The organism is Sphingobium sp., from assembly GCF_035511395.1.
Taxonomy (GTDB): domain Bacteria; phylum Pseudomonadota; class Alphaproteobacteria; order Sphingomonadales; family Sphingomonadaceae; genus Sphingobium.
Genome location: NZ_DATKFP010000203.1, coordinates 19162 through 42951 on the forward strand (window position 1 = coordinate 19162; position 23790 = coordinate 42951).

A 23790-nucleotide genomic window follows, 5' to 3' on the forward strand; every position below is an offset into this window, starting at 1 on the left:
ATGCAGGAGACCGGCCATGCCCCAGGGCGACAAGAGCAGCTATACCGACAAGCAAAAGCGCAAGGCGCGGCATATCGAACAGGGTTATGAGGATCACGGTGTCAGCCATGAAGAGGCGGAAAAGCGCGCCTGGGCGACGGTCAACAAGGAATCGGGTGGTGGAAATCTGTCGGGATCGGGCCGAGGCGAGCCCGATACGCATGTCTCGTCGCGCAAAGGCGGCAAGATCGGCGGCGCGGCATCCGCGCAAAGATCTGCGGCGGATCGGTCTGCCGCCGCTAAGAAGGGCTGGGAAACCCGGCGCCGCCGCGCGAAACATTAGGCGCTCGCGGAGCGACTGCGACGCTATTGCAAATTAGTACGATTTTCACTCCAGTTAATATTGCGAATTATTATTATTACCAGTAACGGCCTCTCGATAGAGACGCCGCCGCAAGCGAGGATTTGAGACCCGGCTTGATGGTGGCACCAATTCCATTCTCATCGGGGGCATCATCATGGTTCGGAAATTTTCTCTCCTCTTGACTGCGTCGGCGGCTGCCTTTGTCGCTATGCCGGCGGTGGCGCAGGCGCCTGCCGACAACGCGCCGGCAGACGACGAGATCATCGTCACCGGTACCTACACGCTGCCCAACAAGATCGACACTGCCACGGGCCTTGGCCTCACCATTCAGGAAACGCCGCAGTCTGTCAGCGTCATGACCGCCCAGCGCATCCTCGACCAGAATCTGATCAGCGTGAAGGATGTGATCCAGAACGGCGTCGGCGTCTCGGTCAACGAAGTCGATGACGTCCGTAACAACTTCTATGCGCGTGGCTTCCAGATCCGCAATACGCAGGTGGATGGCGTCCCTGCCGCCTGGACTCTGGCGGGTGGCAATGGCGAAACCAGCATTGACGTATCGATCTATGAGCGCGTGGAAATCGTGCGCGGCGCGACCGGCTTGCTGTCGGGTGCGGGCGACCCATCCGCTTCGGTCAATCTCGTCCGTAAACATGCCGACGCCACTGAACTGACCGGCTATGTCAACGCCAGCATCGGCAGCTGGAACACCTGGCGGGTGTCAGCCGACATCGGCGGTGCGCTGACGTCCGATGGTCGGTTTCGCGCGCGCCTGGTCGGCCGTTATGAAGAGGGTGAAAGCTATATCGACATTCAGGACAAGAAGAAGTGGGTGCTTTACGGTGTGGTCGAAGGAGACCTGACCGATTCCACGCTCGTCCGTGTCGGCATGAGCCATCAGGACAGCAAGCCCAAGGGCGCGACCTGGGGCGCGCTGCCGACCTTCTACACCGACGGCACGCTGACCGACCTGTCCCGGTCGCAGACCACGGCGGCGGACTGGACCTATTGGAACACGACCAACCAGAATATCTTCGCCACGGTCCGTCAGGAATTTGGCGACCGCTGGAACCTGACCGTCAACTATAACCGCCTGAAGACCACCGGGGATACGCAATTGCTGTATCTCTATGGCGGCGTCGACAAGGCCACGGGCACGATGGACGGCACCAATCCCTACAAGTCCAAGGGGCAGAGCATCCAGAACAGCTTCGATGCGCAGTTGAAGGGCGAGGTGTCCCTGTTCGGCCGCGACCATGAGGTCGTGCTGGGCGCCCTGCACAGCATCCTCAAGCGGCATACCGACAATTACACGGCGCCCTTGCCGTGGCTGACGGACCTGCCGGTGATCGGTCAGGAAGGCGTGCCCTATCCTGAACCGGTATGGGGCACCACGCCGACCCGTAACGAGCAGGAACGGATCAAGCAGACCGGCTATTACGGCGCATTCCGCCTGAACGTTGCCGATCCGTTCAAGATCATTCTGGGTGGTCGTCTGGCCAGCTGGAACCAGACCGGCTTTGCCTGGTCCGGCACCAGCGACTATGGCGACGACAATGTGTTCATCCCCTATGTCGGCGCGCTCTATGACATTTCGTCGAACCACCGCGTCTATGCGAGCTATACCAAGATCTTCCAGCCGCAGAACCTGTATGACCGCAATCAGCGACTGCTCGATCCGCTCGACGGCAACGCCTATGAAATCGGCCTGAAGAGCAGCTTCTTCGGCGATGCGCTGCAAACCTCGATCGCGCTGTTCCGCATCGAGCAGGACAATGTCGGGCAGACGGACGGGCCGGAAATCATCGTCAATGGCCAGACCTTCCAGCCCTATCGCGCGGCTCAGGGCGTGGTCAGCAAGGGCTTCGAACTGGAGGCCACCGGCCAGCCGCTGCCGGGCTGGAACGTCAATGCCAGCTACAGCCAGTTCAAGGCAGAAGATGGCGAAGGCGTGGCGGCGAACACGGAACAACCGCGCAAGCTTCTGAAGATCTTCACCACCTATGATCTGCCGGGCGTGCTGACCGGCCTGACCGTAGGCGGCGGCATCAATTATCGCAGCAAATCCTATTCGGATGGCGACAATCCCTATACCGCCGCGCCCTTCCGTTTCCAGCAGGATGGTTTCACGCTGGTCAGCCTGATGGCCCGCTATGCGGTCAGCGAGCGATTGCAATTGCAAGCGAACGTCGAAAATCTGTTCGACAAGAAATATTACAGCCAGATCGGGTCGTTCAGCCAATATCGCTACGGCGCACCGCGCAACTTCACGATCAGCGCCAATTACAAGTTCTGATCGCACGATCTGACGGAAACAAGGGCCGGGGGAGCAATCCTCCGGTCTTTTTCATGGTCCCATCGCATCGCTGGCGCAGATGTTGCGAACAAGCCCGAAAAATATTGCCCTGCGACGGTGTGAACTTTGGTGTCGAACAGGCCGGTGGCCCCTGACATGCCGACCCATGCGTCATTTGACGTAGAGGGCCGCGTCCCGTGGATCGTCATAATCTGGCAGGACGACCGGCCTGCCGGACGAAAGCGAAAGGTTTGCGCAGATGCGCCATGTGATGGCTCCGCTTCGTGGTCTGGCGAACCGCGATCCGTTTCTCGTCTTTCTGGCGGTGGCCGCCGCCATCTTCGCGCTCTATTGGATGGTCAGTGCCCGGCATGAAGTGATCGATGTACCGCTTTCCGTGCAGAAAAGCCTGTCCGACGATTATGAGATGATGGCGGGCAAGAAGCCCGACGCGCAGGCGCGGGCGAAGCTGATCCACGATTATGTCGCCGACGAACTGCTGTTCCGGGCAGCGGTGGAGCGGGGCATGCAAATGACCGACAAGACCACCAAGCAGCGGCTGATCGACCGGGTTCGTTTCATGATCGCCGGTGCGCCGGCCGACCCGAGCGAGGACCAGTTGATAGGCTATTACGCCACCCATCGCGACCTTTATCGGGCCGAACCGCGCATGTCGGTCGACCATGTCTTCTTCGAGGGCAAGCCGGGCAATGCGCCGGTGCTGCTGGCGACGCTGCGATCGGGCGGTGTGGTGAAAGGCGACGATTTCTGGATGGGCCATGACCTCAAGGATTATGGCGAATCCATGCTGCGCGGCATGTTCGGCCAGTCTTTTCTCGACACATTGAAAAAGGCGCCGGCTGGCCAATGGATCGGGCCGCTCCGATCGACTCGCGGCTGGCATTTCGCCCGCGTCCGCGATCGTGGCGCCTCCGCCATGCTGCGCTACACCGATGTCCGCGATCAGGTGAAACAGGATTATCTGGCGGCCCAGACCGGCGCCTTGGTGGAAAAGGAAGTGCAGCGACTGGAGGCAGGCTATAATGTCCGGGTCGAGCAGTAATATGCTCCACCGCGCGCTTCTCATTCTACTGCTGTTTGTCGGTTTCGCCGCCCCAGCGCAGGCTGATGTGTTTCGCGTCGGTGACTTCAGCATCCAGCCGGGCATCGATCCCGGCAGCTTCGAACTCAGCGCCTCCATCCCTTCCGTCCTTGCGAGCGACAAGTCGCTGGGCCTGCCGGAGGGATGCCGCGAGACGAGCCGGGAAAAGCTGACCGAAACGGTGATGACCCGCTATTCGATCGGTATCGGTTGCGATCGGGCGCTGGAAGTGGACGATGCGATCGTTACGCCTTGGGCCGTTGATGGCGGCACCTTCCTGTCGACCGCGATGGGCGCGCGGGTGCAGCAGGCGCTCCAGCCCGATGGCGAAACGCTGTCGCTGCCGATCGGCGAAACGGCGGCACGGACGCGCGCACTGCCGGAGGTGGCGGTCGAATATACATGGCAGGGGATAGTCCATATTCTGGGCGGCTGGGATCATCTGGCCTTCGTCCTGTGCCTTTGCCTGCTGGCGCGCGGACGTTTTCTGCTGGCGCTGGTCACGACCTTCACCATCGGTCATTCGCTGAGCCTGGCGCTGGCCTTTTTCGATATCATCAAGGTTCCGGTGCCGCCGGTGGAAGCGGTGATCGCGCTCTCGATCACCTTCATGGCGCGCGAAGCGATCCGAGCCAGGGAAGACGACATGACCGATCCGGGTAAGCGCCGGCGGCAATTGGCCGTGGTTGCGGGCTTCGGTCTGCTCCATGGGCTGGGCTTTGCGACAGTCTTGCGTGAACTGGGCGTCGCGCCGCAGGAGCGATTGTCTGGCCTGCTCTTCTTCAATGGCGGGGTAGAATTGGGGCAGTTGATCTTCGTCGCCTGCGTTCTTGCTGTCATGAAGCTGGCGGGCATCTTCGATCGCGACCAATGGGTGCGTCAGGCCGCCCTCTATAGCGCAGGCATTGTCGGCTGCTTCTGGCTGATCGAGCGGGTCGCGGGCTTCACGCTGGGGATGGCATGAAGCTGGCGGCAGTGGCACGCGCAGCGCTGGCGCGCGGCGACCTGCCAGCAGCCGCGCAGGCCGCGCAACGGCTGGCCATGATGGAACCGGATAGGCCCGATGGCTTCTTTCTTCTCGGCATGACTGCTGCGGAGGCCGGACAGCTTGCAAAGGCGCTGCCCATGCTGGAGCAGGCGGTGGCGCGGGGCGGTGTGGCGGAACACCTGGCGCACTATGCGAAATTGCTGATCCTGTTGCGACGGGATGGCGAAGCGATGAAAGCGGCGCGAGACGCTCTGGCCGCAGGACCGGTCGATGCCTTGACGCTTGACACCATAGGCTGCGTCCTTGCGCGGCTGGGCGATCATGATGGATCGGTCGCCCCTTTCAAGAAGGCGGTGGCGGCGGAGCCGGGCAATGCGGGCTATCGTTACAATCTGGCGGCGGCCTGCGGCTTTACCGGGCGGGTTGGAACGGCACGGGGTCATTATGAAGCGATACTGCGAGTAAATCCCGGCGATGGGCGGGTCCATTATGCACTGGCCATCCTGTCCCGCCAGACGGCGGAGTCGAACCATGTGCCGCGTCTGGAAGCGGCGCTGGCGGCTGCCCGACCAGAGGACGAACTGCGTATCCGTTATGCGCTGGCCAAGAGTCATGAGGATCTGGGCAATGGCACGGCGGCCTTTGCCCATCTGTCCGCCGCCAATTCCGCGCAGAAACAGGCGATCGGCTATAACTTCGCGCAGGACAAGGCGATCTTCGACGCGATAGAGCGGCTGTTCGCGGATGGATTGCCGAAGGCCTGGGGCAAGGGATTGGATGAGCCTGCGCCGATCTTCGTCGTGGGTATGCCGCGCACGGGAACCACGCTGGTCGACCGTATCCTGTCATCCCACCGCGACGTCGGATCGGCGGGCGAACTTCAAGCGATGCCGCTTGCAGTGAAGCAACTTGCGGACACCCGGTCCCGTCTTGTCATCGATCCAGAAACGATCGCAGCCAGCGAGACCGCGGACATGCGCGCCATGGGGCAGGCTTATATGGCGCGTGCCAGCCATCACCGGCCTGAAGACCGGGCGCGCTTCATCGACAAATTGCCGGCCAATTTTCTCTATGCCGGCCATATCTTGAGCGCTTTGCCGCAGGCACAGATCGTCTGCTTGCGCCGTAATCCGATGGATACGATCTGGAGCAATTACAAGAATCTCTTCGCCAGTCAGTCGGCTTACTATGCCTATAGCTACGACCTGATGGATACGGCCCGCTATTATGCGCGTTTCGATCGCTTGATGGCGATGTGGGGGCGGCTGTTTCCGGACCGGGTGCTGCAACTTTCCTACGAAGCGCTGGTTGCCGATCAGGAAGGTGAAACGCGGCGATTGCTGGCCCATTGCGGATTGGATTGGGATGAGGCCTGCCTGTCCTTCCACAAGAACAAGGCAGCGGTGGCGACACCCAGTGCGGCACAAGTTCGGCATCCCCTCAATGCCGATGCCGTGGGGCGTTGGCTGCGGCATGAGGCCCAACTGGCGTCCGTGCGCGACTGGTTATCGGCGCAGGGAATTTCTTTGGACTAGATGCGCTTTGCTATAGCGCCGGCGGCCCAGCCCATGCCGACCGCAAGCGCAATGGCGGTCAGGCCATAGAGGAAGGACCAGTTTTCAGCCGCCACCGCCATGAACTGTTCAAATCCCGACTTTCGCACGGTAATGTCGCGGACGGCGGCGGCCACGACCCGGCCATCCTGCACCAGGAAGGTTTCCGCAGTATAGTCGCCGACGATCACGCGCGCCGACAAGGGCAGGCGGGCGCGGTAGAGGACGCCATCGGTGATCTCCACCGTGCCCGGTCGCTCGACAAACAGGCCCGACCGCTGCCGCAGGTCGACCAGCCCGGCCTGGAACCGGTCCAGTTCCGAACTCTCGTTGAGCGAAGAGGGGGAAAGTTGCAGCTTGTCGACGCCCAATTCGTAGATGGCGGCGGTGCGTTCATCGACGATACGATCGATCGGTCGCGAGGAGGCCATGGCGTAGAAGCTGGGCGCCGACTGGAAGCGCGCCCGATCGGCGTTCACCCAGATGCCGGCAACTTTCTGCTTTTCGCGCATCAGGATCGACTGGTCCGGTCCCTTCAGCACGACCACTACGTCAGCAGGCTTTTCCGGCCGGATGCCGCCCGGATAGACGATCGCCCCGAACAGCAGCAGGTCTGCCCCGGTAAAGCTGTATTGGATTTCGACATTGCGTTGCGAAACGTCCGGAACCAATTGCGGCTCATCTGCGGCGACAAGCAGCAGCGCCGTGGTCATCAGTGCGATGCGCCGCATCAGCGCACCTCGATCGTGTAGATTTCGTCGGGGCGAAAACTCAGCCCCAGCGCCATGCGCGCCGCGACCAGCAACACGATAGCGGCGAGCAGGATGCGCAGATATTCCGGGCGGATCGTCATCGACAGGCGCGTTCCGACCTGCGCGCCCGTGACGCTGCCGATCAGCAGCAGCATGGCGAGGACGAGATCGACCGCTTTGGTCGTCATGGCATGCATCATCGTCGTCGCCATGGTGACGAACAGGATCTGGAACAGCGACGTGCCGACTACCGACTGGGTGGTCATGCCGAGCAGATACAGCATCGCCGGCACCAGTATGAAGCCGCCGCCCACGCCCAGCAACATGGTGAGGATGCCGGTCGCCATGCCGAGCAGCAGCGGTGCGAGCGGCGAGATATAAAGGCCCGACCGATAGAAGCGCCAGCGCATCGGCAGCGCTGCAACCAGCGGATGGTGGCGACGCTTGCGCGCCTGCTGCTTCTGTCCGGTCTTGAGCGCGACCAGCGCCTGAATCGATTCCTTTGCCATCAGTGCGCCGATGCCGCCGAGCATCAGCACATAGAGGATACCGATAACCGTATCGATCTGCCCCAGATATTGGAGCAGGCGGAAGATCAGGACGCCAAGGCCCGCACCGACCACGCCGCCGGCGATCAGAACGCCACCCATGCGGAAATCCACCGTACCGCGCGACATATGGGTGACGACGCCGGATACGCTGGCACCTGTCACCTGCGATGCGGCCGAGGCGGCGGCGACGGTCGGGGGAATGCCATAGAAGATCAGCAACGGTGTAGTGAGGAAACCGCCACCTACGCCAAACATGCCCGACAGCAGGCCGACCACGCCGCCAAGGCCGATGATGACCAGTGCGTTCACCGACAGATTGGCGATGGGCAGGTAAAGATCCATGGCTATTCAACGCCTAGTCGCAAAGCGCGGCGATATAAAGGCTGCTTGGGCGCCGTCGGTTAAAAATCCGCTGCCAGCGTCACGGCGAGACCCGATGCAGGCGTGGCCTTCCCTGCTACACGCTCGCGCCATTCCATGGAGAGGCGAGCGGCAATCTGGGGCAGGGGCAGGCGAAGCTGGATTTCCGGGCCGATGTCGAGACGCTCGACGCCAGGCTGTGCGCCACCGGAAATCGCGGCGCCAATGCGCAGCGGTGTGTTCGCAAGGGGCGAAAACAGCGAGAATTTGCCGTCGATGAAAGCGTCGCGACGGCGGAACCCGACAAGTCCCGCCTGAGCATAGGCTTCGACCTCGACGCTCGGCGCGATGCGGGTCGGCCCGAAGCCGCCTGCGGCGAGGACCGCCATGGCATTGCGTGCGCCTTCCCCCAGTTTGATGCGTCGTTCCACGGCAAGGCTGACGGGCAGGGCGGGAAAGGGCTGGACGGCAAGGCCGATGGCGGCCTCCGGCGCAGCCGGCTTGTCCAGTGCTCCGGTGACGCGGGCATAGGCGGAAGGATGGCGGGTCGAGCCGGGTGCGAATATATGGTCGATGCGGAGCCCGGCCTGCGATCCGCCCAACCGCCCTACAGTCGCGATATCCGCGCGCCTGGCGTCGCCCGGCCGCCACAGCAGCCAGGCGCTGCCGCGCCAGCGATCTGCACGCTGCTGCCGCCGGGGTTTTAGCTCTTGTCGCGGGCGAGGTATCGCAGTGGGAGATGCGTTCATGTCGTCGCTGGCATGATGCCGGTTGGCGAAGGCAGTAGTGAAGCGGATAAATTCGAGCAGATCGACAGGCGTGCCCTGATTGGAGGAATAAGGAGCGTTAGCGACCGGCAAGAACTGACGGGCGGGCAGCGGTATCGGACTGGAGTTTCGCATGACCCATTGTGCGCTTGTCGGCATGAAGGCGGGTGGAGGACTCCACAGCGCAGGCGGGAGCGGTGCCGGGCTGGATGCCATGGCGGGCCGGCCATGGGCGATGTCGGGAAGCGGTGCGTCCGAAGGTCCGTAATGCGCCGCCACTCGGACTGTGACCCATCCGATCATCAGCAGTGCGAAGAAGCGCAGGGGGCGACCGGCTGCTGTCGTCACGGATCAGTCTGGAGGTCTGGGAAATGATGCTGGGTCTTGTCCCAGGTCAGCGGTGTGCCCATCAGCGAACGGACATAGAGCGATATGGCGCGGCGCGCGGCGAGGATGGCAATGATATTGGCGATCAGAGTACGCGGGATTGCGCCCAGGCCATAGCGCCAGCCATAGGTGCTGCCTACGAACAGCGCACGCATGATACCGCGCCACGACATCAATGCGATATTGAGCCAGAGGAGGTGATTCAGAAACGGTGACATCGGCGGCGATGGAATGGGGTAAAACAGGTCTATGAGCCAAAGGACGACCCAGAGCAGCAGGGTCAGATAGGCGGCGAACAGAATCAGCGCGGCCATCGCCGATCGCCGGTCGCGCAGGCGCATCCACCATTCGGATGGGCCACCGCGCCAGCCCATGCGATCCCAACCCGCAAGCGAGATGCCAATCATCCAGCGCGCCTTCTGCTTCACGGCGGCCGGGATGCTGTCAGGAAAATATTCGCGCGTCGCCACCAACTCTCCAGCGGAATCGCGTATGCGGATGAAGACGCTGCGCCCGCCCATGTCACGGATGCGCAGCCCTGCCTCATAATCTTCGGTCAGGGATGAAGGGTCGAACGGGCCATGGGCAGGATCGTGGGCCAGCGCCTCCAGCATGTCCCGTTCGAAGGCGCAGGCGACGCCGGCCGAGGGAACGGATGCGCCAAGCGCCTCGCGGACGGTCAGCAATTTTCCGTGGCTCTCTGCGAACTCATCGCCATAATGGTTGGCGATGGCGCGCGCAAACCAGCCGCCGCGACCGGGCAGTGGCAAGACCGGCAGTTGGACCAGATCGAAACGATCAATCATGAAGTCGTAGAGGCGAATCTCGTCGGCATGGACGACATCTTCGGCATCGTGCAGCACGACCGCCTTGTAGCGGAAACCTTCCGACTCTTCCTCCTTCCGCATGGCGCGCCACAACAGGTTCAGGCAATCGGCCTTGGTAGTTGGGCCGAGGCGGTGATTGACGGCAAGCAACAGGCGCGGATCATCTTGTGCGAGAGCAGCTACGACATCGACCGTGGTCGGGTCGTTCGGATAGGTGCCGACGAAAATGCGATAGTGAGCATTACCCCACTGCTTCAGTGCATTGCGCAGCATCGGCCCGATCACGACCGATTCCTGCCACGCAGGCACGAATATAGCGATCTTTCCAGTGCGAAAGGAGGGCGGTAGACTGGCGGTGGTCATGCGCTGGTGCCGTGCGTAAACGGTCAACTCGCGCCATAGCTTGCGGGTAATGAAGAGGATATCTACGAACAGATCGTCCAGCCCGCCAATGGCGAAGCCGACTGCGGCGAACAGCAGCAATTCATGATGCAGTGCGACCAGCGCCGCTACCGACATGTCCCCCAAAGGCTTGACCCCCATGCCTTGTCGGAGGAGATGATGCCATCATCCCGCGCTGCTTCCAAGCCTTTTGGCGGATGGCACCTGTCCAAAAGAAGGATTCGCCCATATGTCATCCCGCCCCCAGTCCGCGCTTCGCGATTTTCTGACTGGCGAAGCGGGTGGCGCGATCCTGTTGATCGTCGCGGCGGCGCTGGCGATGTTGCTGGCGAATCTGCCGGGACACGGAGCCCATTTCTACCATCATCTGGTCCATGCCGAATTGGGCCCAGCACTGTCGCCAAAATTGGGAACGATGACGGTCCATTCGTGGGTCAATGACGGGTTGATGGCGATCTTTTTCCTGGTGGTCGGGCTGGAAATAAAGCGCGAATTTCTGGACGGCGGCCTGTCGACATGGGAGCGGCGGCGGCTGCCGATCCTGGCCGCCGGCGCTGGTATGATCGCACCGGCCCTCGTCTATCTGACAGTCACGATTTCGCGGTCGGAACTGGCCAATGGCTGGGCGATTCCCGCGGCAACCGACATCGCCTTTGCGATCGGCGTACTGGCGCTGCTGGGCGATCGTGCGCCGACTTCGCTCAAGCTGTTCCTGACGGCGGTTGCGATCGTTGACGACATGGGCGCGGTGGCCATCATCGCCCTGTTCTATACCGATGGCCTGGATATTGCCGCGCTCGCGGGCGGCGCGACGGTACTCGCGGTCATGTATGGAATGAACCGAGCCGGAGTTCGGACACTCGCGCCTTATCTGACCGGCTTCGTTCTTCTCTGGTACCTGACCCTATTGTCGGGTGTGCATGCCACGGTCGCAGGCGTGCTTGCTGCCATGACCGTACCGATCCGCAGCACGCCCGGCACTCCCGATGTTGCGGACAGCCCGTTGCATCGACTGGAACATCATGCGCATCCTTGGAGCGCTTATGCGATCGTGCCGCTTTTCGGTTTCGTGAACAGCGGGCTCACGCTCAATGGCGACATGCTTCGCAGCCTGTTGGCGCCGCTGCCGCTTGGCGTGGGATTGGGACTGTTTCTGGGCAAGCAGATCGGAGTTTTCGGGGCGATTTGGGGCGCGGTGCGGCTGGGTATAGCCCAACGTCCGTCCGAGGCGAGTTGGGGGCAGGTCTATGGCATGGCGATGCTTTGCGGGATCGGTTTCACGATGAGCCTCTTCATCGGCGCCCTTGCCTTCCCTGACCAGCCTTCGCTTGTGGAGGAAGCCAAAGGCGGCATTCTCATGGGATCGCTGCTTTCCGCCTTCGCAGGCTATGTGTTGTTGCGTTGGATCGCCCCCAAGTCGCGTTATTCCGAATAGGAGGAAGGACGAGCAGGTTCGCGCTGGGGTAAGGGCATGCTATCATCGGACTGCCGATCTTTGCGGGACTCGCATGGTCGGCTCATCGATCAATCTCACAGCGAGGAGGGCGAGGATGAGCATGGAGACGGATGTCAATTATCTGCTGCATCGCCAGCAGATGTCACTGATCCGCGCGCAGGCCAGCGCGTCGCGAGAGGGGCGTGTGGCTTATGAAAGTCTGGCGCGCAGCTACACCGATCAGGTCGAGGCCTACCGCAGGGAAAATGAGCGGCTGATCGTCCACGCCCATTGACGGGCGTGGACGATCAGCGCCGTTGGATCAGGCGCTCGATGGCGCGGCGATGGCTTTCATCATCACCGCATTCCTTTTCGAGAATATGCTTGATGCGTTCCAGTTCGGCTTCGGTCAGATGCTCGATGCCGATAAAGTCGTTGCGCGCGCTGTCGATGGCCCTGATGAGTTCATCCAGCTTGGCCTGAATGGCCGAGCCGTCGCGATTCTGTGCATTCTGGATCAGGAACACCATCAAGAAGGTGACGATGGTCGTGCCGGTATTGATGACGAGTTGCCAAGTGTCCGAATAATGGAAGATCGGACCGGTGATCAGCCAGAGCAGGACGACCAGGCTGGCGAGGATGAAGGAAACAGGTTGTCCCGCCCAGCCGGCGACGCGATGCGAAAGAGCGGCAAAAATTCGGTCCATGCTTATCTCCCGCAGGGCGTCCGTTTATCCCACATTCAGGCATTTGTTGCCATGACCCAGCCATGACCGCCACCGCTTTCCGTTCGCTTGGCCATCTTGTTCTTGTGGGCTCGCTTCTATCCTCTTGTACCGGCCTTTCTCCCGAATCACGGTTGAGATCCGGGCTGATCGACGCAGGTCTGTCGCCGAAAATGGCCGGCTGTATGGCCGAGCGCATGGCTGACCGGCTGAGTATCGCGCAACTTCGCAAGCTCCAGTCGATCGCCTCGCTCCGCAAGTCTCACACAGAGGAAATGACGGTCGATCGATTCATTCATAAGGTCCGCGCTTTGCAGGATCCGGAGATCATTGCCGTCACCAGCAAAGCGGCCTTCAACTGCGCATTTTAGGCGGAATTTCGCAATAAAATCGTCGTCGGCCCGCCCGCCGGTTTTGCAATTTTGCAAAGTGATTTTGCAAAATCTTCTGGCGCGTCTTTTTCGCCTGTGCTTAGCCGTTGCCTATCAGGTTCAACGCAAAAGGACGGGCGAGCCCATGAATATTCACGAATATCAGGCCAAGGAACTGCTGGCCAAGTATGGCGCGCCGATCGCCGCCGGTTACGCCGCGTTCACGGTCGAAGAAGCCGTCGAAGCCGCCAAGAAGCTGCCTGGGCCGCTTTATGTCGTGAAGTCGCAGATCCACGCTGGTGGCCGCGGCAAGGGCAAGTTCAAGGAACTCGCTCCCGAAGCCAAGGGCGGCGTCCGCCTCGCCTTCAACCTCGACGAAGTGAAGGCCCACTCGGCCGACATGCTGGGCAACACGCTGGTCACCATCCAGACCGGCGACGCGGGCAAGCAGGTCAACCGTCTGTACATCACCGACGGCGCCGACATCGCCAAGGAATTCTACCTGGCGCTGCTGGTCGACCGCGCCACCAGCCGCATCGCCTTCGTCGTGTCGACTGAAGGCGGCATGGACATTGAAGAGGTCGCCCATTCGACCCCGGAAAAGATCCACAGCTTCTCGGTCGATCCCGCTTCGGGCTTCCAGCCGCACCACGGCCGCGCCGTCGCCAACGCCCTGGGCCTGACCGGTGATCTGGCCAAGCAGGCCGCCAAGGTCGCTTCGTCGCTCTACGCCGCATTCCTCGACACCGATGCCGAGCAGATCGAAGTCAACCCGCTGGCGCTGACCGAGCAGGGCAACCTGCTGGTTCTGGACGCCAAGGTCGGTTTCGACGGCAACGCCATGTTCCGTCACAAGGACATCGCCGAACTGCGCGACCTGACCGAGGAAGACGCGGCCGAAGTCGAAGCATCGAAGTACGACCTCGCCTACATCAAGCTGGACGGTAACATCGGCTGCATGGTGAACGGCGCTGGCCTGGCCATGGCGACGATGGACATCATCAAGCTGAACGGCGAATTTCCTGCCAACTTCCTGGACGTGGGTGGCGGCGCCACCACCGAAAAGGTGACGGCTGCCTTCAAGATCATCCTGAAGGACCCGGCAGTGAAGGGCATTCTGGTCAACATCTTCGGCGGCATCATGAAGTGCGACATCATTGCCAACGGCATCGTCGCCGCCGCCAAGGAAGTAAACCTGTCGGTTCCGCTGGTCGTCCGTCTGGAAGGCACCAACGTCCAGCAGGGCAAGGACATATTGGCCAATTCGGGTCTTCCGATCGTCCCGGCGGACGATCTGGGCGACGCGGCCAAGAAGATCGTGGCGGAAGTGAGGAAGGCGGCCTGATCCGCTCCCTCGCCTGAACGATACACCAAAGGGTGCGGGGGGACCGGAAACGGTCCGCCCGTGCCCTTGTTGGCGTTGATAAGGAGGATGTTGAAGATGAAGATCCTTGTGCCGGTAAAGCGGGTTATTGATTATAATGTGAAGCCTCGCGTGAAGGCGGACGGGACGGGCGTCGATCTGGCGAACGTGAAGATGAGCATGAATCCGTTCGACGAGATCGCGGTCGAGGAAGCCATTCGCCTGAAGGAAAAAGGCGTGGCGACCGAAGTCGTGGCGGTGTCGATCGGCGTGGCCAAGGCGCAGGAAACGCTGCGTACCGCGCTGGCCATGGGGGCCGACCGTGCCATCCTGATTCAGAGCGATGACGAGGTCGAACCGTTGGGCGTGGCCAAACTGCTGGCCAAGGTGCAGGAAGAGGAAGGCGCTGGCCTGATCATCCTGGGCAAGCAGGCGATCGACGACGACAGCAACCAGACGGGCCAGATGCTGGCCGCGCTGCTGAACCTGCCGCAGGGCACCTTCGCATCGAAGGTCGAGGTTGCTGATGGCTGCGTCAATGTGACCCGCGAAGTCGATGGCGGTCTGGAGACGGTGAAGCTGAGTATTCCGGCGATCGTCACCACCGACCTGCGCCTTAACGAGCCGCGCTATGCGTCGCTGCCCAACATCATGAAGGCGAAGGCCAAGCCGCTCGCCACCAAGACGCCCGCCGATTACGGCGTCGACATCGCGCCGCGCCTGGAAACGCTCAAGGTGTCCGAACCGGCGAAGCGCTCGGCCGGCGTCAAGGTCGCCGATGTCGATGAACTGGTCGCGAAGCTGAAAGCTCTGGGAGTTGCCGCATGAGCAAGACACTCGTTTGGGTTGAACATGAGGGCGGCGCCGTCAAGGACGCGACCCTCTCCGCCGTCACCGCCGCTGGCAAGCTGGGGGAAGTCCATCTGCTGGTCGCCGGTTCGGGCGTCGACGGTGTCGCTGCCGAAGCCGCCAAGATTGCTGGCGTTGGCAAGGTCCATGTCGCCGACGATGCCGCTTTCGGCCATGCGCTGCCGGAAAATGTCGCGCCGCTGATCGTCGAATTGATGGGCCATCATGACGCCTTCGTCGCGCCGGCCACCAGCAACGGCAAGAATATTGCGCCGCGTGTCGCGGCTCTGCTCGACGTGATGCAGATCAGCGATATCCTGTCGGTCGAAAGCGAGGACACATTCACGCGCCCGATCTACGCTGGCAACGCGATTGCGACCGTCAAGTCGAAGGACGCGAAGAAGGTTCTGACCGTTCGTGGTACGGCCTTCGAAAAGGCAGCCCGTGACGGCGGTTCGGGTGCGGTGGAAGCCGTATCTTCGACCGGTGACAAGGGACTGTCATCCTTCGTCGGCGCCGAGATCGCCAAGCAGGAGCGGCCGGAACTGACCTCTGCCAAGGTGATCGTATCGGGCGGCCGGGCGCTCAAGGACGGCGAGACGTTCGAGGCGACCATCTTCCCGCTGGCTGACAAGCTGGGCGCGGCGGTCGGTGCGAGCCGTGCCGCGGTCGATGCCGGTTATGTGCCGAACGACTATCAGGTCGGCCAGACCGGCAAGATCGTCGCGCCGGAAGTCTATATCGCCGTGGGCATTTCCGGGGCGATCCAGCATCTGGCGGGCATGAAGGACAGCAAGACCATCATCGCCATCAACAAGGACGAGGATGCGCCGATCTTCCAGGTCGCGGACATCGGCCTGGTCGGCGATCTGTTCAAGGTCGTGCCGGAACTTACCGAAAAGCTGTAATTCGGGATTATGATGCAGAAAGGGCGTGGGGAGTGATCCCCGCGCCCTTTTTTCGTCAGTCCTGCGTCATTCGCAGTTGATGTCGTTCTTGTCGATGGCCCGGCCGGCAAGAGCGCCGCCGGCGCCGCCCAGGATGGTGCCGAGCGTTTTGGAACCGCCGGGAGCGATGACGTTGCCGAGGACGCCGCCGGCTATGGCACCGACGATCGTGCCGGTGGTGCCGTCATCCCGCTTGCAATAATAGCGGCCGTCGCGGTCGCGATAGATCTGGTCATTGTCGCGGATCGGGCGGCGGTGATGGCGGGGCGGACCACGGCGATCATCGGGGCGATTATAGCCGTAGCCGCCGCCTCCATTGTCCGAAACGCAGGCGCCAAGCGGCAGCATCGCCAGAATAGCGGCGGCGAGGATGGGTTTTTGCATGTTGCTCTCCTTGTCAAACCCTGTCGCCGGATCAACCCCGGAGCGGGGCGATGGTTGCGTAAGGGTAACATTTTCAGGAGCCAAAAAGATACCGCCCGCCGATGCCGTGAGAGGGGGTGCGGCATCGGACGGGCGGAGACCGGCGGCGAGCGGGGGGCGCGAGTGCCGCCGGGAACGGGATTGGCTTTCGGGCTTTGCCTGTAGGATAATCCGATCCGATCATATCGGGCCGGATGATCCAATTTTCTTTTGTTTTCCGTTTTTCCGAGCCAGCAGAGATTCTACCTGCCTGGAAGAGGCTATAGCCCGAAGAAAACAGGTCGTCGGCCTGCGGGCGTCTTCGGCCCGACAAGCTCAGGCCGAACGACCCCGAACATGGCTCAGTTCGGCAGTGGATGGGCCGGGCTGGTCGCGGGGGAGACGATCGGGGACGAGGTCGTCACGGACTCGCTTCCGGTCGCGGCTCGCTGATCCTCCAGCTTGGTTTTGGCTTCATTATAGCGGGTGACGAGATCATCCTTGAACTCGGTCAGCTTGCCTTCGTCATAGAGCTTCTTGCCGACATAACCGGCAATGGCGCCGAAGATCAGGGTACGGATCATGGGGGGTCTCCTTCAAGTCTGCTTGAGCAGGATAACCGGCGGGTGCGCAGAGGGTTCCGAGCCGATCGCGGCGTGCGACGGCTATTGCGATGCGTGCGACGGACGGTGGAGGGGCGCTTGGGAAGGCGGGGCGCTCAGGAGAGCGGGGCGCCCGCCATGGCGCCATCCGCCCCGCCCGCCACGATGAAACCGAAATAGACGTCGCGAGCGCGTGCGGCAGCATCCTCATAGGGACGGCGCTCGGCCTCGTCGCGGATGGCGAGCGCCTCTTCCTCCTGCGGCGTCAGGTCGCGCTCATAGTCATCGACATCGTAGATTTCGTCGCTTTCCTCGCCATCGAAGCCGGGCGGGGCGGGATAATCGGTGCGCCAGCCTTCCCGATCCTCATCCCACCAGATGCCACGCAGCCGGGCCGCAGCCTCTTCGGGTGGCAGGGTGCCGCGGACGACCGGCGGGGTGCGAAGTTCACACCGTTCCTGCGTGTCGGAAATCTGCGGCTTTTCGGCCGTCCGAAGGGCGAGGCGGGCGGCGACGAACAGCGCCGCGGACGCGCCGGGGGAGAGGATGGCGGCGGCGCTTTCGATTGCGGCGTTGGTCGCGGCGTCGGGCGCGACCGGCTCCGGCGTATCGGGCATCTCGCCGTCGAGCATGCGGGCATCCTCCATAGTGCGGGCGGACGGCTCGGCGCCGGGGCGGGGGAGGTTGCAGCGGTCGGCCTCCTCGCGCGTGGCTTCCTCCGGACAGATCATGTCGAGATAGGCGACGAAATCCTGCGCCACGATGCGGGCGAGGGCGGCGTCGCTGCCCTCGGCCGGGCAGTCGGCCATGCGATCGAGCCGGGCGAGCATCGACATGGCGAGGCGATTGTCGTGGCGGTGGCGGGTGACTTCGAAATTATCCTCGTCGCGGCGGATCGTGTCGGTGCAACCGGTGATGGCGCGCGCGAGCAGATCGTCGGCAAGGCGCGCGCGGGCGATGAGGATCGCCGCGTCCCAGCCAAGGCGGAAGGCGGCGCCATCGCGGCGGATGCGCAGATTATAGGCGCTGCGCGCGGTGATGCGGACGGATTCGCAGGCGAGCATGACGACCCCGCTGGACGCCAGCGTTTCGAGGAAGCGGCGCTGGCGCGCGGGCGACCAGCCGTCTTCGCGGATGGCGGCGGTGGGGAGGGGCGGGAATTGCACGGTCATGGCAAGGCTCCTGCATGAAGAGGGATGCTTGCCGGGAGGGTAGGCAGATTAAAGGCGTGTAGGACAGAACGAAATGAGAACTTTTGGCGCGTTAGCGCAGCTGGCTATTCAAGGCCCGCTGGATGTCCGCTACGAGGCTGTAGGCCGTGTCGGCCTTGAGGCCACCGGCCAGTTTCGTGCGGCGGCCGCCGGCGTGGAGGATGGAGACGACATAATAATAGCGTTGCGCAAAGCTCGCGCTGGCATGAGCGGCGATATTGGTGGTGTTCGCTTCGACCAGGAACGTGTCGGAACTGCCGGCGAAGCTGTTGCGCACGTCGATGCTGTTGATCCGGTCCCGATCGATCTGTTGCCCCTTGGCATTCACGCCGGTCGGCGACACGGTGAAGGGTGGGTTGCGGCGATTAAGCAGCCATTCGATCGCTGCCGGTATGGCGACGATGATGGCGACCCACCAGAAAATCGTCCGCCATGGCGGCATGCTGCTCGAATAGAGGATGAAAAACAGTCCAGCGATGACAGTGGCTGGCTGAAAAGTCGATGGCACATTGAACGTCACCGTTTCGCCAGATTTTTCATAATTATAGCCTGCCATGTCGTCATCCATCCATGGTGCAGGCATTATTAATCTATATTATCCTCAACGTGTCAACGGCAGGGCCATGTCCTTTGGGCGTAATGATCATGGGTGAGGTAGAAGCGTGGCTGGCCTTATTTACCAATTACCACCGGCATCCTTGATCGCCTTGAGCAGGACTTTCTTGCTTTCGGTGCGACGGGCGCCGCTGTTGCGCGGAATGTCGGCGTCGGTTATGCCGAGTTCGGCGCGACGGCGGGTGATCTGCTGGCCGAGTTCGGCCATGTCGATCACGGGTTCGCCTTGCTCAGCCGGTAATGTCTTCGACGCCATAATCGCCTATGCTTTCTTCGCGGATACGCCTTTCAAGATACTCCAGATCGGCGTCGGGGTGAAGGGCGAGCAACAGTCGCGCCTGATCCAGTCGGTCGCGCGCCGTGCCCGACGCATATTTACCCATTCGGTCGGCGATCAAGTCTTCCACCGAAATGATGCGGAAGAGCGCCGCTTCGCCGATAGGGCGGACAAGACGGATATGGGCAGCATCGACATTGCCGTCCATCGGCACGTCGGCGACGATTTCGAAACCCAATCTGAAATCGGGATGTATCCAGCCGCGTAGCGACTGGCCCGAACCCGATGGGCGAATGAAACCGGCGCGCTGCATTTCCTCTTCCAGTTCGGATTGCCCAATCGCGCACAGGTCGAAATCGCCAGTCGTCAGGGCGCTGACCGAATAAAATTCGGCCGCTGCGCCACCGACGAGGATCGGGCGAGAAAGGCCGCGCTCGGCCATGGCATCGCTGATTTGCGCGAGGAGGCGGAGGGCCGCTTCGAATTCAGGGCGGTAGGCGGTCATGCGGATCGGGACGGGTTTTTGCGTCTGTCCAAGATCGCCTGCATTTTCCGCATGACGACCTCATGCGGTATGCCGGGGCGGGGATCGGCGATGGCGGCTTCGACTTGGGCACGAAACCATGCGTCATAGGCGACCGGGTCTTCCGGGCCGCGCATATGCGGCGGCGGATCGAAATCCGAGGCGTCAAAGCCGTCAAAATCTGGCGGATCGTCGGGCATGGTGGGACTATAGCGCAGGTGCCGATTGTCTGATAGCTTCCTTGCCATGACCCTTGCAGGCTTTCCCCACATCGCCGTCGATCCCGCAATCTGCGGTGGGCGTCCGACCATAGCCGGAACGCGCGTGCGGGTGAGCGACATATTGGAGATGCTGGCCGGTGGGGCTGGCGTGGACGAGATTGTCGAGGATTTTCCGTATCTGAGTGCGGATGATGTTCGGGCAGCGTTGGGTTATGCGGCTGCCATGGCGGACCATCCCGTGGTGCTTGCCGCCGAATGAAATTCCTGATCGATGCGCAATTGCCGCCGGCGCTGTGCCGATGGCTACGCGATCGTGGGCATGAGGCGGAGCATGTTTCCGACATTGGGATGATCGCCGCGAGTGACGGCGCGATTGCTGCGCGCGCCGAAGCGGATGGCGCGGTGCTGTTCAGCAAGGATGAGGATTTTGTCCTGCTGCGCCTGCCGGATCGCTTTGCGTTGTTATGGCTGCGGTGCGGGAATGCGACGAACCGGGCTTTGGGGGCGTGGTTGGAGCCGAGGTGGAGGCAGATAGAGGTGTTATTGGAGGATGGAGAGCGGCTGGTGGAGGTGCGGTGAGATTTAGAGTTAAATAAATATCACCATAAGCCTATATCAATAGCCGTGACCAATAAATTTAACTCTTTCTATCCGTTGAAATAGATATTTCATTACGCAAAATATTAGTTGCGAGATCCAATCCTTTATCTACTATCTTTTTTTCGTTGCCGCGCAGAAATGTCCTGCCGCTATGAACTACCTCGGATCTTACACGATAGAAATCTATAAAAAATTTAATGATCGATTCTCTATCTTCGCTATTTTTTCCAATGGCATAAGCGCATCTATTGGCCATTAGTTTCGTTAATCCAATTCTGTCACTTGTTTCTCTATCTCCCATAAGTACTTCTATGGTAATGGCTGATTCTAAAATTTTATCTAATTCTCGTGAGCTCAAGTGGGATCGCAAATTCCACGCACAAGCGGTTTTCAATTTTTCAGAATTTGTCTTATTGAATACAGATTTAACTGGGGACATAATTTCATCAATGCTGATTCCATTTTCAATCATATCATCTGTTTCTGAAGTCGTCGCTAGATTGGCGCAGCGTGCTATATCTTCATCAACTCTTTCGACGTGTGCAAGATTTTCTTTGCCATCTATTATGCTATTTGAAACAAGGTATGGTTCCAACTCATCGATAAAAAAGCTGGGGTTGCTAGATATGATGCCATATACAAGGCAGGCTCCGTAAAATGATCTAGTCTCATCATAAAATTCTTCTACGAGGCCCGATTTTTTCCGACCAGAAAGATATCCTGAACCCCTAAACTCGAGAAAAAGTCGATCGTCTTTTAGCTCAAATTCTGATCTTTGATGATAACTAATTATTATATCATCTATTTCATTATCATCATGCTTAAATTTAAAAGAAGATGGGATTCTATCGCTTGAATATATGGTTAATCTGTCTGATATTTTCACGTTAATATCGATGCATTCTATCCGATCTGCTAATTCTTGACAGATTGGCACAAGCATTCTGTACGATGTAGGAATACGAGATAAATCGCTTACTATTCTTCGTGCAAGCTTAAGGGGATCTGAAAAGCATTCTAATTTCGTTATGCTTGTTTCTGAATTTGGATTTTCTTGACGAGATTCTACCTTAATATATTTTAATCGTTCTCTTAAGAAGAAAGATAAACTGCTTCCATCTAATGATTTTATGAGAATTTTAGAAAATTCTTCGCTTAATGCATTTATGGTTTTGTTTTCCCATTGGGTATCTATTTTGAATGATCCATGCTTAGTAATCTTGCCATCTTGTAGCGCCTCGGTAATGGCAACTAACAGTGTACTAGTATCGGATTGACTGATTTTCATCGTTAAGAGATTCCCTGCCCCGCTAACATTTCGTTAACTAAGATTTCACTCCGCCGCCACAGCCTCCAGTCCCAGCAACGGCGCGAGATACCGCCCCGTAAAGCTGCGCTTCTCCTTCACCACCTTCTCCGGCGTGCCTTCGGCGACGACTTCGCCGCCCTTCACGCCACCTTCCGGTCCCATATCGATGATCCAGTCGGCGGTCTTGATGACGTCGAGGTTATGTTCGATCACGACCACGCTATTGCCCTGCTCCACCAGTGCGTGGAGGACTTCCAATAGCTTGCGGACGTCCTCGAAGTGCAGGCCGGTGGTGGGTTCGTCCAATATGTAGAGCGTGTTGCCGGTGGCTCGACGCGAGAGTTCCTTGGCGAGCTTGACGCGCTGGGCTTCGCCGCCGGACAGGGTCGTGGCTTGCTGGCCGACCTTGATATAGCCAAGGCCGACTTCGGCGAGCATCGCCATCTTGTCGCGGATCGGCGGGACGGCCTTGAAGAATTCGACCGCATCCTCGACCGTCATGTCGAGGACGTCGGCTATGCTCATCCCCTTGAACTTCACCTCCAGCGTTTCGCGATTGTAGCGGGCGCCGTGGCAGACGTCGCAGGTGACATAGACGTCGGGGAGGAAGTGCATCTCGATCTTGAGCACGCCGTCGCCCTGGCAGGCTTCGCAGCGGCCGCCCTTGACGTTGAAGCTGAAGCGGCCGGGCTTGTAGCCGCGCGCCTGCGCTTCGGGGAGGCCCGCGAACCAGTCGCGGATGTTGGTGAAGGCGCCGGTATAGGTGGCCGGGTTGGAGCGCGGGGTGCGGCCGATGGGCGACTGGTCGATGTCGATCACCTTGTCGCAATGTTCGAGACCCGTCACCTTGTCATGCGGCCCCGCGACGATTCTGGCTCCGTTCAGGGCGCGCGCCGATGCCGCATAGAGGGTGTCTATCGTGAAGCTGGATTTGCCCGATCCGCTGACGCCGGTGATGCAGGTGAAGGTGCCGAGCGGGATCGACGCGGTGACGCCGGTCAGGTTGTTGGCGCGGGCATTGTGGACGGTGAGCTTCTTGCCCGATCCCTTGCGGCGTTTCGCGGGGACTTCGATGCGGCGGGTGCCGTTCAGATAATCGGCGGTCAGACTGTCCTTGTGTTTCAGGATGTCGGGCAGGGTGCCCTGCGCGACGATGGTGCCGCCATGGACGCCCGCGCCCGGCCCCATGTCGACGATATAGTCGGCGGCGCGGATCGCATCCTCGTCATGCTCCACGACGATGACGCTGTTGCCGAGGTCGCGCAGGCGTTTGAGGGTGACGAGCAGCCGGTCATTGTCGCGCTGGTGCAGGCCGATCGAGGGTTCGTCGAGGACGTAGAGGACGCCCGACAGGCCGCTGCCGATCTGCGAGGCGAGGCGGATGCGCTGGGACTCGCCGCCCGACAGGGTGCCGCTGGTGCGGTCGAGGTTCAGATAGTCGAGGCCGACATTGTTGAGGAAGCCGAGGCGCTCCACGATTTCCTTGAGGATGGCGCGGGCGATCTGGTTCTGCTGGTCGTTGAGCGCGTCCGGCATCGCGGTGAAGAAGGCGAGCGCGTCCACCACCGAGCGGCGGGTGGAGAGGGAGATGTCCTCGCCCGCGATCTTGACCGCGAGCGCCTCGGGCTTGAGGCGGGCGCCGTGGCAGGTCTCGCACGGCATGGCGGTCTGATACTTGGCCAGTTCCTCGCGCATCCAGGCGCTGTCGGTCTGGAGCAGGCGGCGGTTGAGGTTGCCGATGACGCCCTCGAACGCTTTCTTGACCTCGTAGCTCTTCTTGCCGTCCTGGAAGCGCAGGGTGACGGGCTTGCCGCCGGTGCCGTGGAGGATGATGAGCTTCACCTCGCCGGGGAGGTCGGTCCACGGGGTTTCGAGGGAGAAGCCGAACTCCTTCGCGAGGGAGCCGAGCACCTGCATATAATAGGGGCTGGGCGGGTTGGACTTGGCCCAGGGGACGACGGCGCCCTTCTTGATGCTGAGGCTTTCGTTGGGGACGACGAGGTCGGGGTCGA

Annotated in this window: 27 protein-coding genes; 13 read left to right on the forward strand and 14 right to left on the reverse strand. The window is 60.9% G+C overall.

Translation table 11 applies throughout. The features are described from left to right. Nucleotides 1-16 precede the first annotated feature (16 nt). From VMR39_RS14200 to VMR39_RS14220, 5 genes are all read left to right on the forward strand, one after another. Nucleotides 17-322, forward strand: a complete 306-nt coding sequence (locus tag VMR39_RS14200; protein ID WP_325416640.1) for a plasmid stabilization protein — start codon at nucleotides 17-19, stop codon at nucleotides 320-322. Between the two features lie 175 nt (nucleotides 323-497). Beyond that, nucleotides 498-2639, forward strand: coding sequence for a TonB-dependent siderophore receptor (locus VMR39_RS14205; RefSeq protein ID WP_414712517.1), 2142 nt, complete (start codon nucleotides 498-500; stop codon nucleotides 2637-2639). A gap of 271 nt (nucleotides 2640-2910) precedes the next feature. Beyond that, on the forward strand, nucleotides 2911-3702 hold the full coding sequence (locus VMR39_RS14210; protein ID WP_325416641.1) for a peptidylprolyl isomerase: 792 nt from the start codon (nucleotides 2911-2913) through the stop codon (nucleotides 3700-3702). Then, nucleotides 3683-4705: a HupE/UreJ family protein gene (locus tag VMR39_RS14215; protein ID WP_325416642.1), complete on the forward strand. Its 1023-nt coding sequence runs from the start codon at nucleotides 3683-3685 to the stop codon at nucleotides 4703-4705. Before VMR39_RS14210 ends, VMR39_RS14215 begins: the two co-directional genes overlap by 20 nt. Beyond that, nucleotides 4702-6264: a sulfotransferase gene (locus VMR39_RS14220; protein WP_325416643.1), complete on the forward strand. Its 1563-nt coding sequence runs from the start codon at nucleotides 4702-4704 to the stop codon at nucleotides 6262-6264. Before VMR39_RS14215 ends, VMR39_RS14220 begins: the two co-directional genes overlap by 4 nt. Here the strand turns inward: VMR39_RS14220 and VMR39_RS14225 are convergent. Genes VMR39_RS14225 through VMR39_RS14240 form a run of 4 tightly spaced genes read right to left on the reverse strand, consistent with a single transcriptional unit; the run spans nucleotide 6261 to nucleotide 10445 of the window. Continuing rightward, the gene (locus tag VMR39_RS14225; protein WP_325416644.1) at nucleotides 6261-7013 is read right to left on the reverse strand and encodes a TIGR02186 family protein; all 753 of its coding nucleotides are present in this window, start codon (nucleotides 7011-7013) and stop codon (nucleotides 6261-6263) included. The genes VMR39_RS14220 and VMR39_RS14225 overlap by 4 nt on opposite strands. Then, on the reverse strand, nucleotides 7013-7927 hold the full coding sequence (locus VMR39_RS14230) for a sulfite exporter TauE/SafE family protein (RefSeq protein ID WP_325416645.1): 915 nt from the start codon (nucleotides 7925-7927) through the stop codon (nucleotides 7013-7015). Before VMR39_RS14230 ends, VMR39_RS14225 begins: the two co-directional genes overlap by 1 nt. A 59-nt stretch (nucleotides 7928-7986) precedes the next feature. Continuing rightward, the gene (locus tag VMR39_RS14235) at nucleotides 7987-9060 is read right to left on the reverse strand and encodes a hypothetical protein (protein ID WP_325416646.1); all 1074 of its coding nucleotides are present in this window, start codon (nucleotides 9058-9060) and stop codon (nucleotides 7987-7989) included. Beyond that, nucleotides 9057-10445 (reverse strand): glycosyl transferase family protein, encoded by a 1389-nt coding sequence (locus VMR39_RS14240; protein ID WP_414712519.1) that lies wholly within the window; start codon nucleotides 10443-10445, stop codon nucleotides 9057-9059. The genes VMR39_RS14235 and VMR39_RS14240 overlap by 4 nt, the downstream gene beginning before the upstream one ends. Nucleotides 10446-10557: 112 nt before the next feature. Between VMR39_RS14240 and nhaA the strand changes: the two genes are divergently transcribed. Together nhaA and VMR39_RS14250 are read left to right on the forward strand one after the other, a co-directional pair. After that, nucleotides 10558-11763 carry a Na+/H+ antiporter NhaA gene (gene nhaA / locus VMR39_RS14245; RefSeq protein ID WP_325416648.1) on the forward strand — a complete coding sequence of 402 codons (1206 nt, stop codon included), beginning with the start codon at nucleotides 10558-10560 and terminating at the stop codon, nucleotides 11761-11763. Nucleotides 11764-11878: 115 nt separating this feature from the next. Then, nucleotides 11879-12058 carry a hypothetical protein gene (locus VMR39_RS14250; RefSeq protein WP_325416668.1) on the forward strand — a complete coding sequence of 60 codons (180 nt, stop codon included), beginning with the start codon at nucleotides 11879-11881 and terminating at the stop codon, nucleotides 12056-12058. Nucleotides 12059-12071: 13 nt separating this feature from the next. Here the strand turns inward: VMR39_RS14250 and VMR39_RS14255 are convergent, their stop codons facing one another. Further along, on the reverse strand, nucleotides 12072-12470 hold the full coding sequence (locus tag VMR39_RS14255) for a low affinity iron permease family protein (RefSeq protein WP_325416649.1): 399 nt from the start codon (nucleotides 12468-12470) through the stop codon (nucleotides 12072-12074). A 62-nt stretch (nucleotides 12471-12532) separates the two neighbouring features. Here VMR39_RS14255 and VMR39_RS14260 point away from each other — a divergent pair, with 62 nt between their 5' ends. From VMR39_RS14260 to VMR39_RS14275, 4 genes are all read left to right on the forward strand, one after another. Next, entirely contained in the window at nucleotides 12533-12859 is a 327-nt protein-coding gene (locus VMR39_RS14260) for a hypothetical protein (protein WP_325416650.1), read from the forward strand. A gap of 145 nt (nucleotides 12860-13004) precedes the next feature. Beyond that, nucleotides 13005-14204, forward strand: coding sequence for an ADP-forming succinate--CoA ligase subunit beta (sucC, locus tag VMR39_RS14265; protein WP_325416651.1), 1200 nt, complete (start codon nucleotides 13005-13007; stop codon nucleotides 14202-14204). Nucleotides 14205-14300: 96 nt separating this feature from the next. Then, nucleotides 14301-15050, forward strand: coding sequence for an electron transfer flavoprotein subunit beta/FixA family protein (locus VMR39_RS14270; RefSeq protein ID WP_325416652.1), 750 nt, complete (start codon nucleotides 14301-14303; stop codon nucleotides 15048-15050). Beyond that, nucleotides 15047-15979 carry an electron transfer flavoprotein subunit alpha/FixB family protein gene (locus tag VMR39_RS14275; protein WP_325416653.1) on the forward strand — a complete coding sequence of 311 codons (933 nt, stop codon included), beginning with the start codon at nucleotides 15047-15049 and terminating at the stop codon, nucleotides 15977-15979. Before VMR39_RS14270 ends, VMR39_RS14275 begins: the two co-directional genes overlap by 4 nt. 66 nt (nucleotides 15980-16045) lie before the next feature. On the opposite strand, the gene VMR39_RS14280 is transcribed toward VMR39_RS14275, so the two are convergent. From VMR39_RS14280 to VMR39_RS14310, 7 genes are all read right to left on the reverse strand, one after another. Then, entirely contained in the window at nucleotides 16046-16402 is a 357-nt protein-coding gene (locus tag VMR39_RS14280) for a glycine zipper 2TM domain-containing protein (protein WP_325416654.1), read from the reverse strand. Between the two features lie 380 nt (nucleotides 16403-16782). After that, complete coding sequence (locus VMR39_RS14285; RefSeq protein WP_325416655.1) at nucleotides 16783-17004, reverse strand: hypothetical protein; 222 nt, start codon at nucleotides 17002-17004, stop codon at nucleotides 16783-16785. A gap of 134 nt (nucleotides 17005-17138) precedes the next feature. Continuing rightward, nucleotides 17139-18194 carry a hypothetical protein gene (locus tag VMR39_RS14290; protein ID WP_325416656.1) on the reverse strand — a complete coding sequence of 352 codons (1056 nt, stop codon included), beginning with the start codon at nucleotides 18192-18194 and terminating at the stop codon, nucleotides 17139-17141. A 91-nt stretch (nucleotides 18195-18285) separates the two neighbouring features. Beyond that, nucleotides 18286-18789, reverse strand: coding sequence for a hypothetical protein (locus tag VMR39_RS14295; RefSeq protein ID WP_325416657.1), 504 nt, complete (start codon nucleotides 18787-18789; stop codon nucleotides 18286-18288). A 120-nt stretch (nucleotides 18790-18909) separates the two neighbouring features. After that, entirely contained in the window at nucleotides 18910-19065 is a 156-nt protein-coding gene (locus VMR39_RS14300) for a hypothetical protein (protein ID WP_325416669.1), read from the reverse strand. Nucleotides 19066-19078: 13 nt separating this feature from the next. Further along, nucleotides 19079-19630, reverse strand: a complete 552-nt coding sequence (locus VMR39_RS14305) for a hypothetical protein (RefSeq protein ID WP_325416658.1) — start codon at nucleotides 19628-19630, stop codon at nucleotides 19079-19081. Beyond that, nucleotides 19627-19848, reverse strand: coding sequence for an addiction module antitoxin (locus tag VMR39_RS14310; RefSeq protein ID WP_325416659.1), 222 nt, complete (start codon nucleotides 19846-19848; stop codon nucleotides 19627-19629). Before VMR39_RS14310 ends, VMR39_RS14305 begins: the two co-directional genes overlap by 4 nt. Nucleotides 19849-19873: 25 nt before the next feature. Between VMR39_RS14310 and VMR39_RS14315 the strand changes: the two genes are divergently transcribed. After that, nucleotides 19874-20128: a DUF433 domain-containing protein gene (locus tag VMR39_RS14315; protein ID WP_325416660.1), complete on the forward strand. Its 255-nt coding sequence runs from the start codon at nucleotides 19874-19876 to the stop codon at nucleotides 20126-20128. Continuing rightward, nucleotides 20125-20448, forward strand: a complete 324-nt coding sequence (locus VMR39_RS14320; RefSeq protein ID WP_325416661.1) for a DUF5615 family PIN-like protein — start codon at nucleotides 20125-20127, stop codon at nucleotides 20446-20448. The genes VMR39_RS14315 and VMR39_RS14320 overlap by 4 nt, the downstream gene beginning before the upstream one ends. Nucleotides 20449-20506: 58 nt before the next feature. On the opposite strand, the gene VMR39_RS14325 is transcribed toward VMR39_RS14320, so the two are convergent. Next, nucleotides 20507-21757 carry a hypothetical protein gene (locus VMR39_RS14325; RefSeq protein ID WP_325416662.1) on the reverse strand — a complete coding sequence of 417 codons (1251 nt, stop codon included), beginning with the start codon at nucleotides 21755-21757 and terminating at the stop codon, nucleotides 20507-20509. A gap of 45 nt (nucleotides 21758-21802) precedes the next feature. Beyond that, nucleotides 21803-23790 (reverse strand): excinuclease ABC subunit UvrA (uvrA, locus tag VMR39_RS14330; protein ID WP_325416663.1); only part of this gene is annotated, 1988 nt, incomplete at its 5' end.

What these genes read in the sequence shown, in the direction of transcription:
- VMR39_RS14225 (WP_325416644.1), bottom strand. Translation starts at nt 7,013, where the DNA reads ATGCGGCGCATCGCACTGATGACCACGGCGCTGCTGCTTGTCGCCGCA.
- sucC (WP_325416651.1), top strand. Translation starts at nt 13,005, where the DNA reads ATGAATATTCACGAATATCAGGCCAAGGAACTGCTGGCCAAGTATGGC.
- VMR39_RS14220 (WP_325416643.1), top strand. Translation starts at nt 4,702, where the DNA reads ATGAAGCTGGCGGCAGTGGCACGCGCAGCGCTGGCGCGCGGCGACCTG.
- VMR39_RS14230 (WP_325416645.1), bottom strand. Translation starts at nt 7,927, where the DNA reads ATGGATCTTTACCTGCCCATCGCCAATCTGTCGGTGAACGCACTGGTC.
- VMR39_RS14325 (WP_325416662.1), bottom strand. Translation starts at nt 21,757, where the DNA reads ATGAAAATCAGTCAATCCGATACTAGTACACTGTTAGTTGCCATTACC.
- VMR39_RS14270 (WP_325416652.1), top strand. Translation starts at nt 14,301, where the DNA reads ATGAAGATCCTTGTGCCGGTAAAGCGGGTTATTGATTATAATGTGAAG.
- VMR39_RS14280 (WP_325416654.1), bottom strand. Translation starts at nt 16,402, where the DNA reads ATGCAAAAACCCATCCTCGCCGCCGCTATTCTGGCGATGCTGCCGCTT.
- VMR39_RS14255 (WP_325416649.1), bottom strand. Translation starts at nt 12,470, where the DNA reads ATGGACCGAATTTTTGCCGCTCTTTCGCATCGCGTCGCCGGCTGGGCG.
- VMR39_RS14200 (WP_325416640.1), top strand. Translation starts at nt 17, where the DNA reads ATGCCCCAGGGCGACAAGAGCAGCTATACCGACAAGCAAAAGCGCAAG.
- VMR39_RS14320 (WP_325416661.1), top strand. Translation starts at nt 20,125, where the DNA reads ATGAAATTCCTGATCGATGCGCAATTGCCGCCGGCGCTGTGCCGATGG.
- VMR39_RS14305 (WP_325416658.1), bottom strand. Translation starts at nt 19,630, where the DNA reads ATGACCGCCTACCGCCCTGAATTCGAAGCGGCCCTCCGCCTCCTCGCG.
- VMR39_RS14205 (WP_414712517.1), top strand. Translation starts at nt 498, where the DNA reads ATGGTTCGGAAATTTTCTCTCCTCTTGACTGCGTCGGCGGCTGCCTTT.
- VMR39_RS14240 (WP_414712519.1), bottom strand. Translation starts at nt 10,445, where the DNA reads ATGTCGGTAGCGGCGCTGGTCGCACTGCATCATGAATTGCTGCTGTTC.
- VMR39_RS14260 (WP_325416650.1), top strand. Translation starts at nt 12,533, where the DNA reads ATGACCGCCACCGCTTTCCGTTCGCTTGGCCATCTTGTTCTTGTGGGC.
- VMR39_RS14285 (WP_325416655.1), bottom strand. Translation starts at nt 17,004, where the DNA reads ATGATCCGTACCCTGATCTTCGGCGCCATTGCCGGTTATGTCGGCAAG.
- VMR39_RS14250 (WP_325416668.1), top strand. Translation starts at nt 11,879, where the DNA reads ATGAGCATGGAGACGGATGTCAATTATCTGCTGCATCGCCAGCAGATG.
- VMR39_RS14295 (WP_325416657.1), bottom strand. Translation starts at nt 18,789, where the DNA reads ATGGCAGGCTATAATTATGAAAAATCTGGCGAAACGGTGACGTTCAAT.
- VMR39_RS14275 (WP_325416653.1), top strand. Translation starts at nt 15,047, where the DNA reads ATGAGCAAGACACTCGTTTGGGTTGAACATGAGGGCGGCGCCGTCAAG.
- VMR39_RS14290 (WP_325416656.1), bottom strand. Translation starts at nt 18,194, where the DNA reads ATGACCGTGCAATTCCCGCCCCTCCCCACCGCCGCCATCCGCGAAGAC.
- VMR39_RS14210 (WP_325416641.1), top strand. Translation starts at nt 2,911, where the DNA reads ATGGCTCCGCTTCGTGGTCTGGCGAACCGCGATCCGTTTCTCGTCTTT.
- VMR39_RS14215 (WP_325416642.1), top strand. Translation starts at nt 3,683, where the DNA reads ATGTCCGGGTCGAGCAGTAATATGCTCCACCGCGCGCTTCTCATTCTA.
- VMR39_RS14310 (WP_325416659.1), bottom strand. Translation starts at nt 19,848, where the DNA reads ATGCCCGACGATCCGCCAGATTTTGACGGCTTTGACGCCTCGGATTTC.
- nhaA (WP_325416648.1), top strand. Translation starts at nt 10,558, where the DNA reads ATGTCATCCCGCCCCCAGTCCGCGCTTCGCGATTTTCTGACTGGCGAA.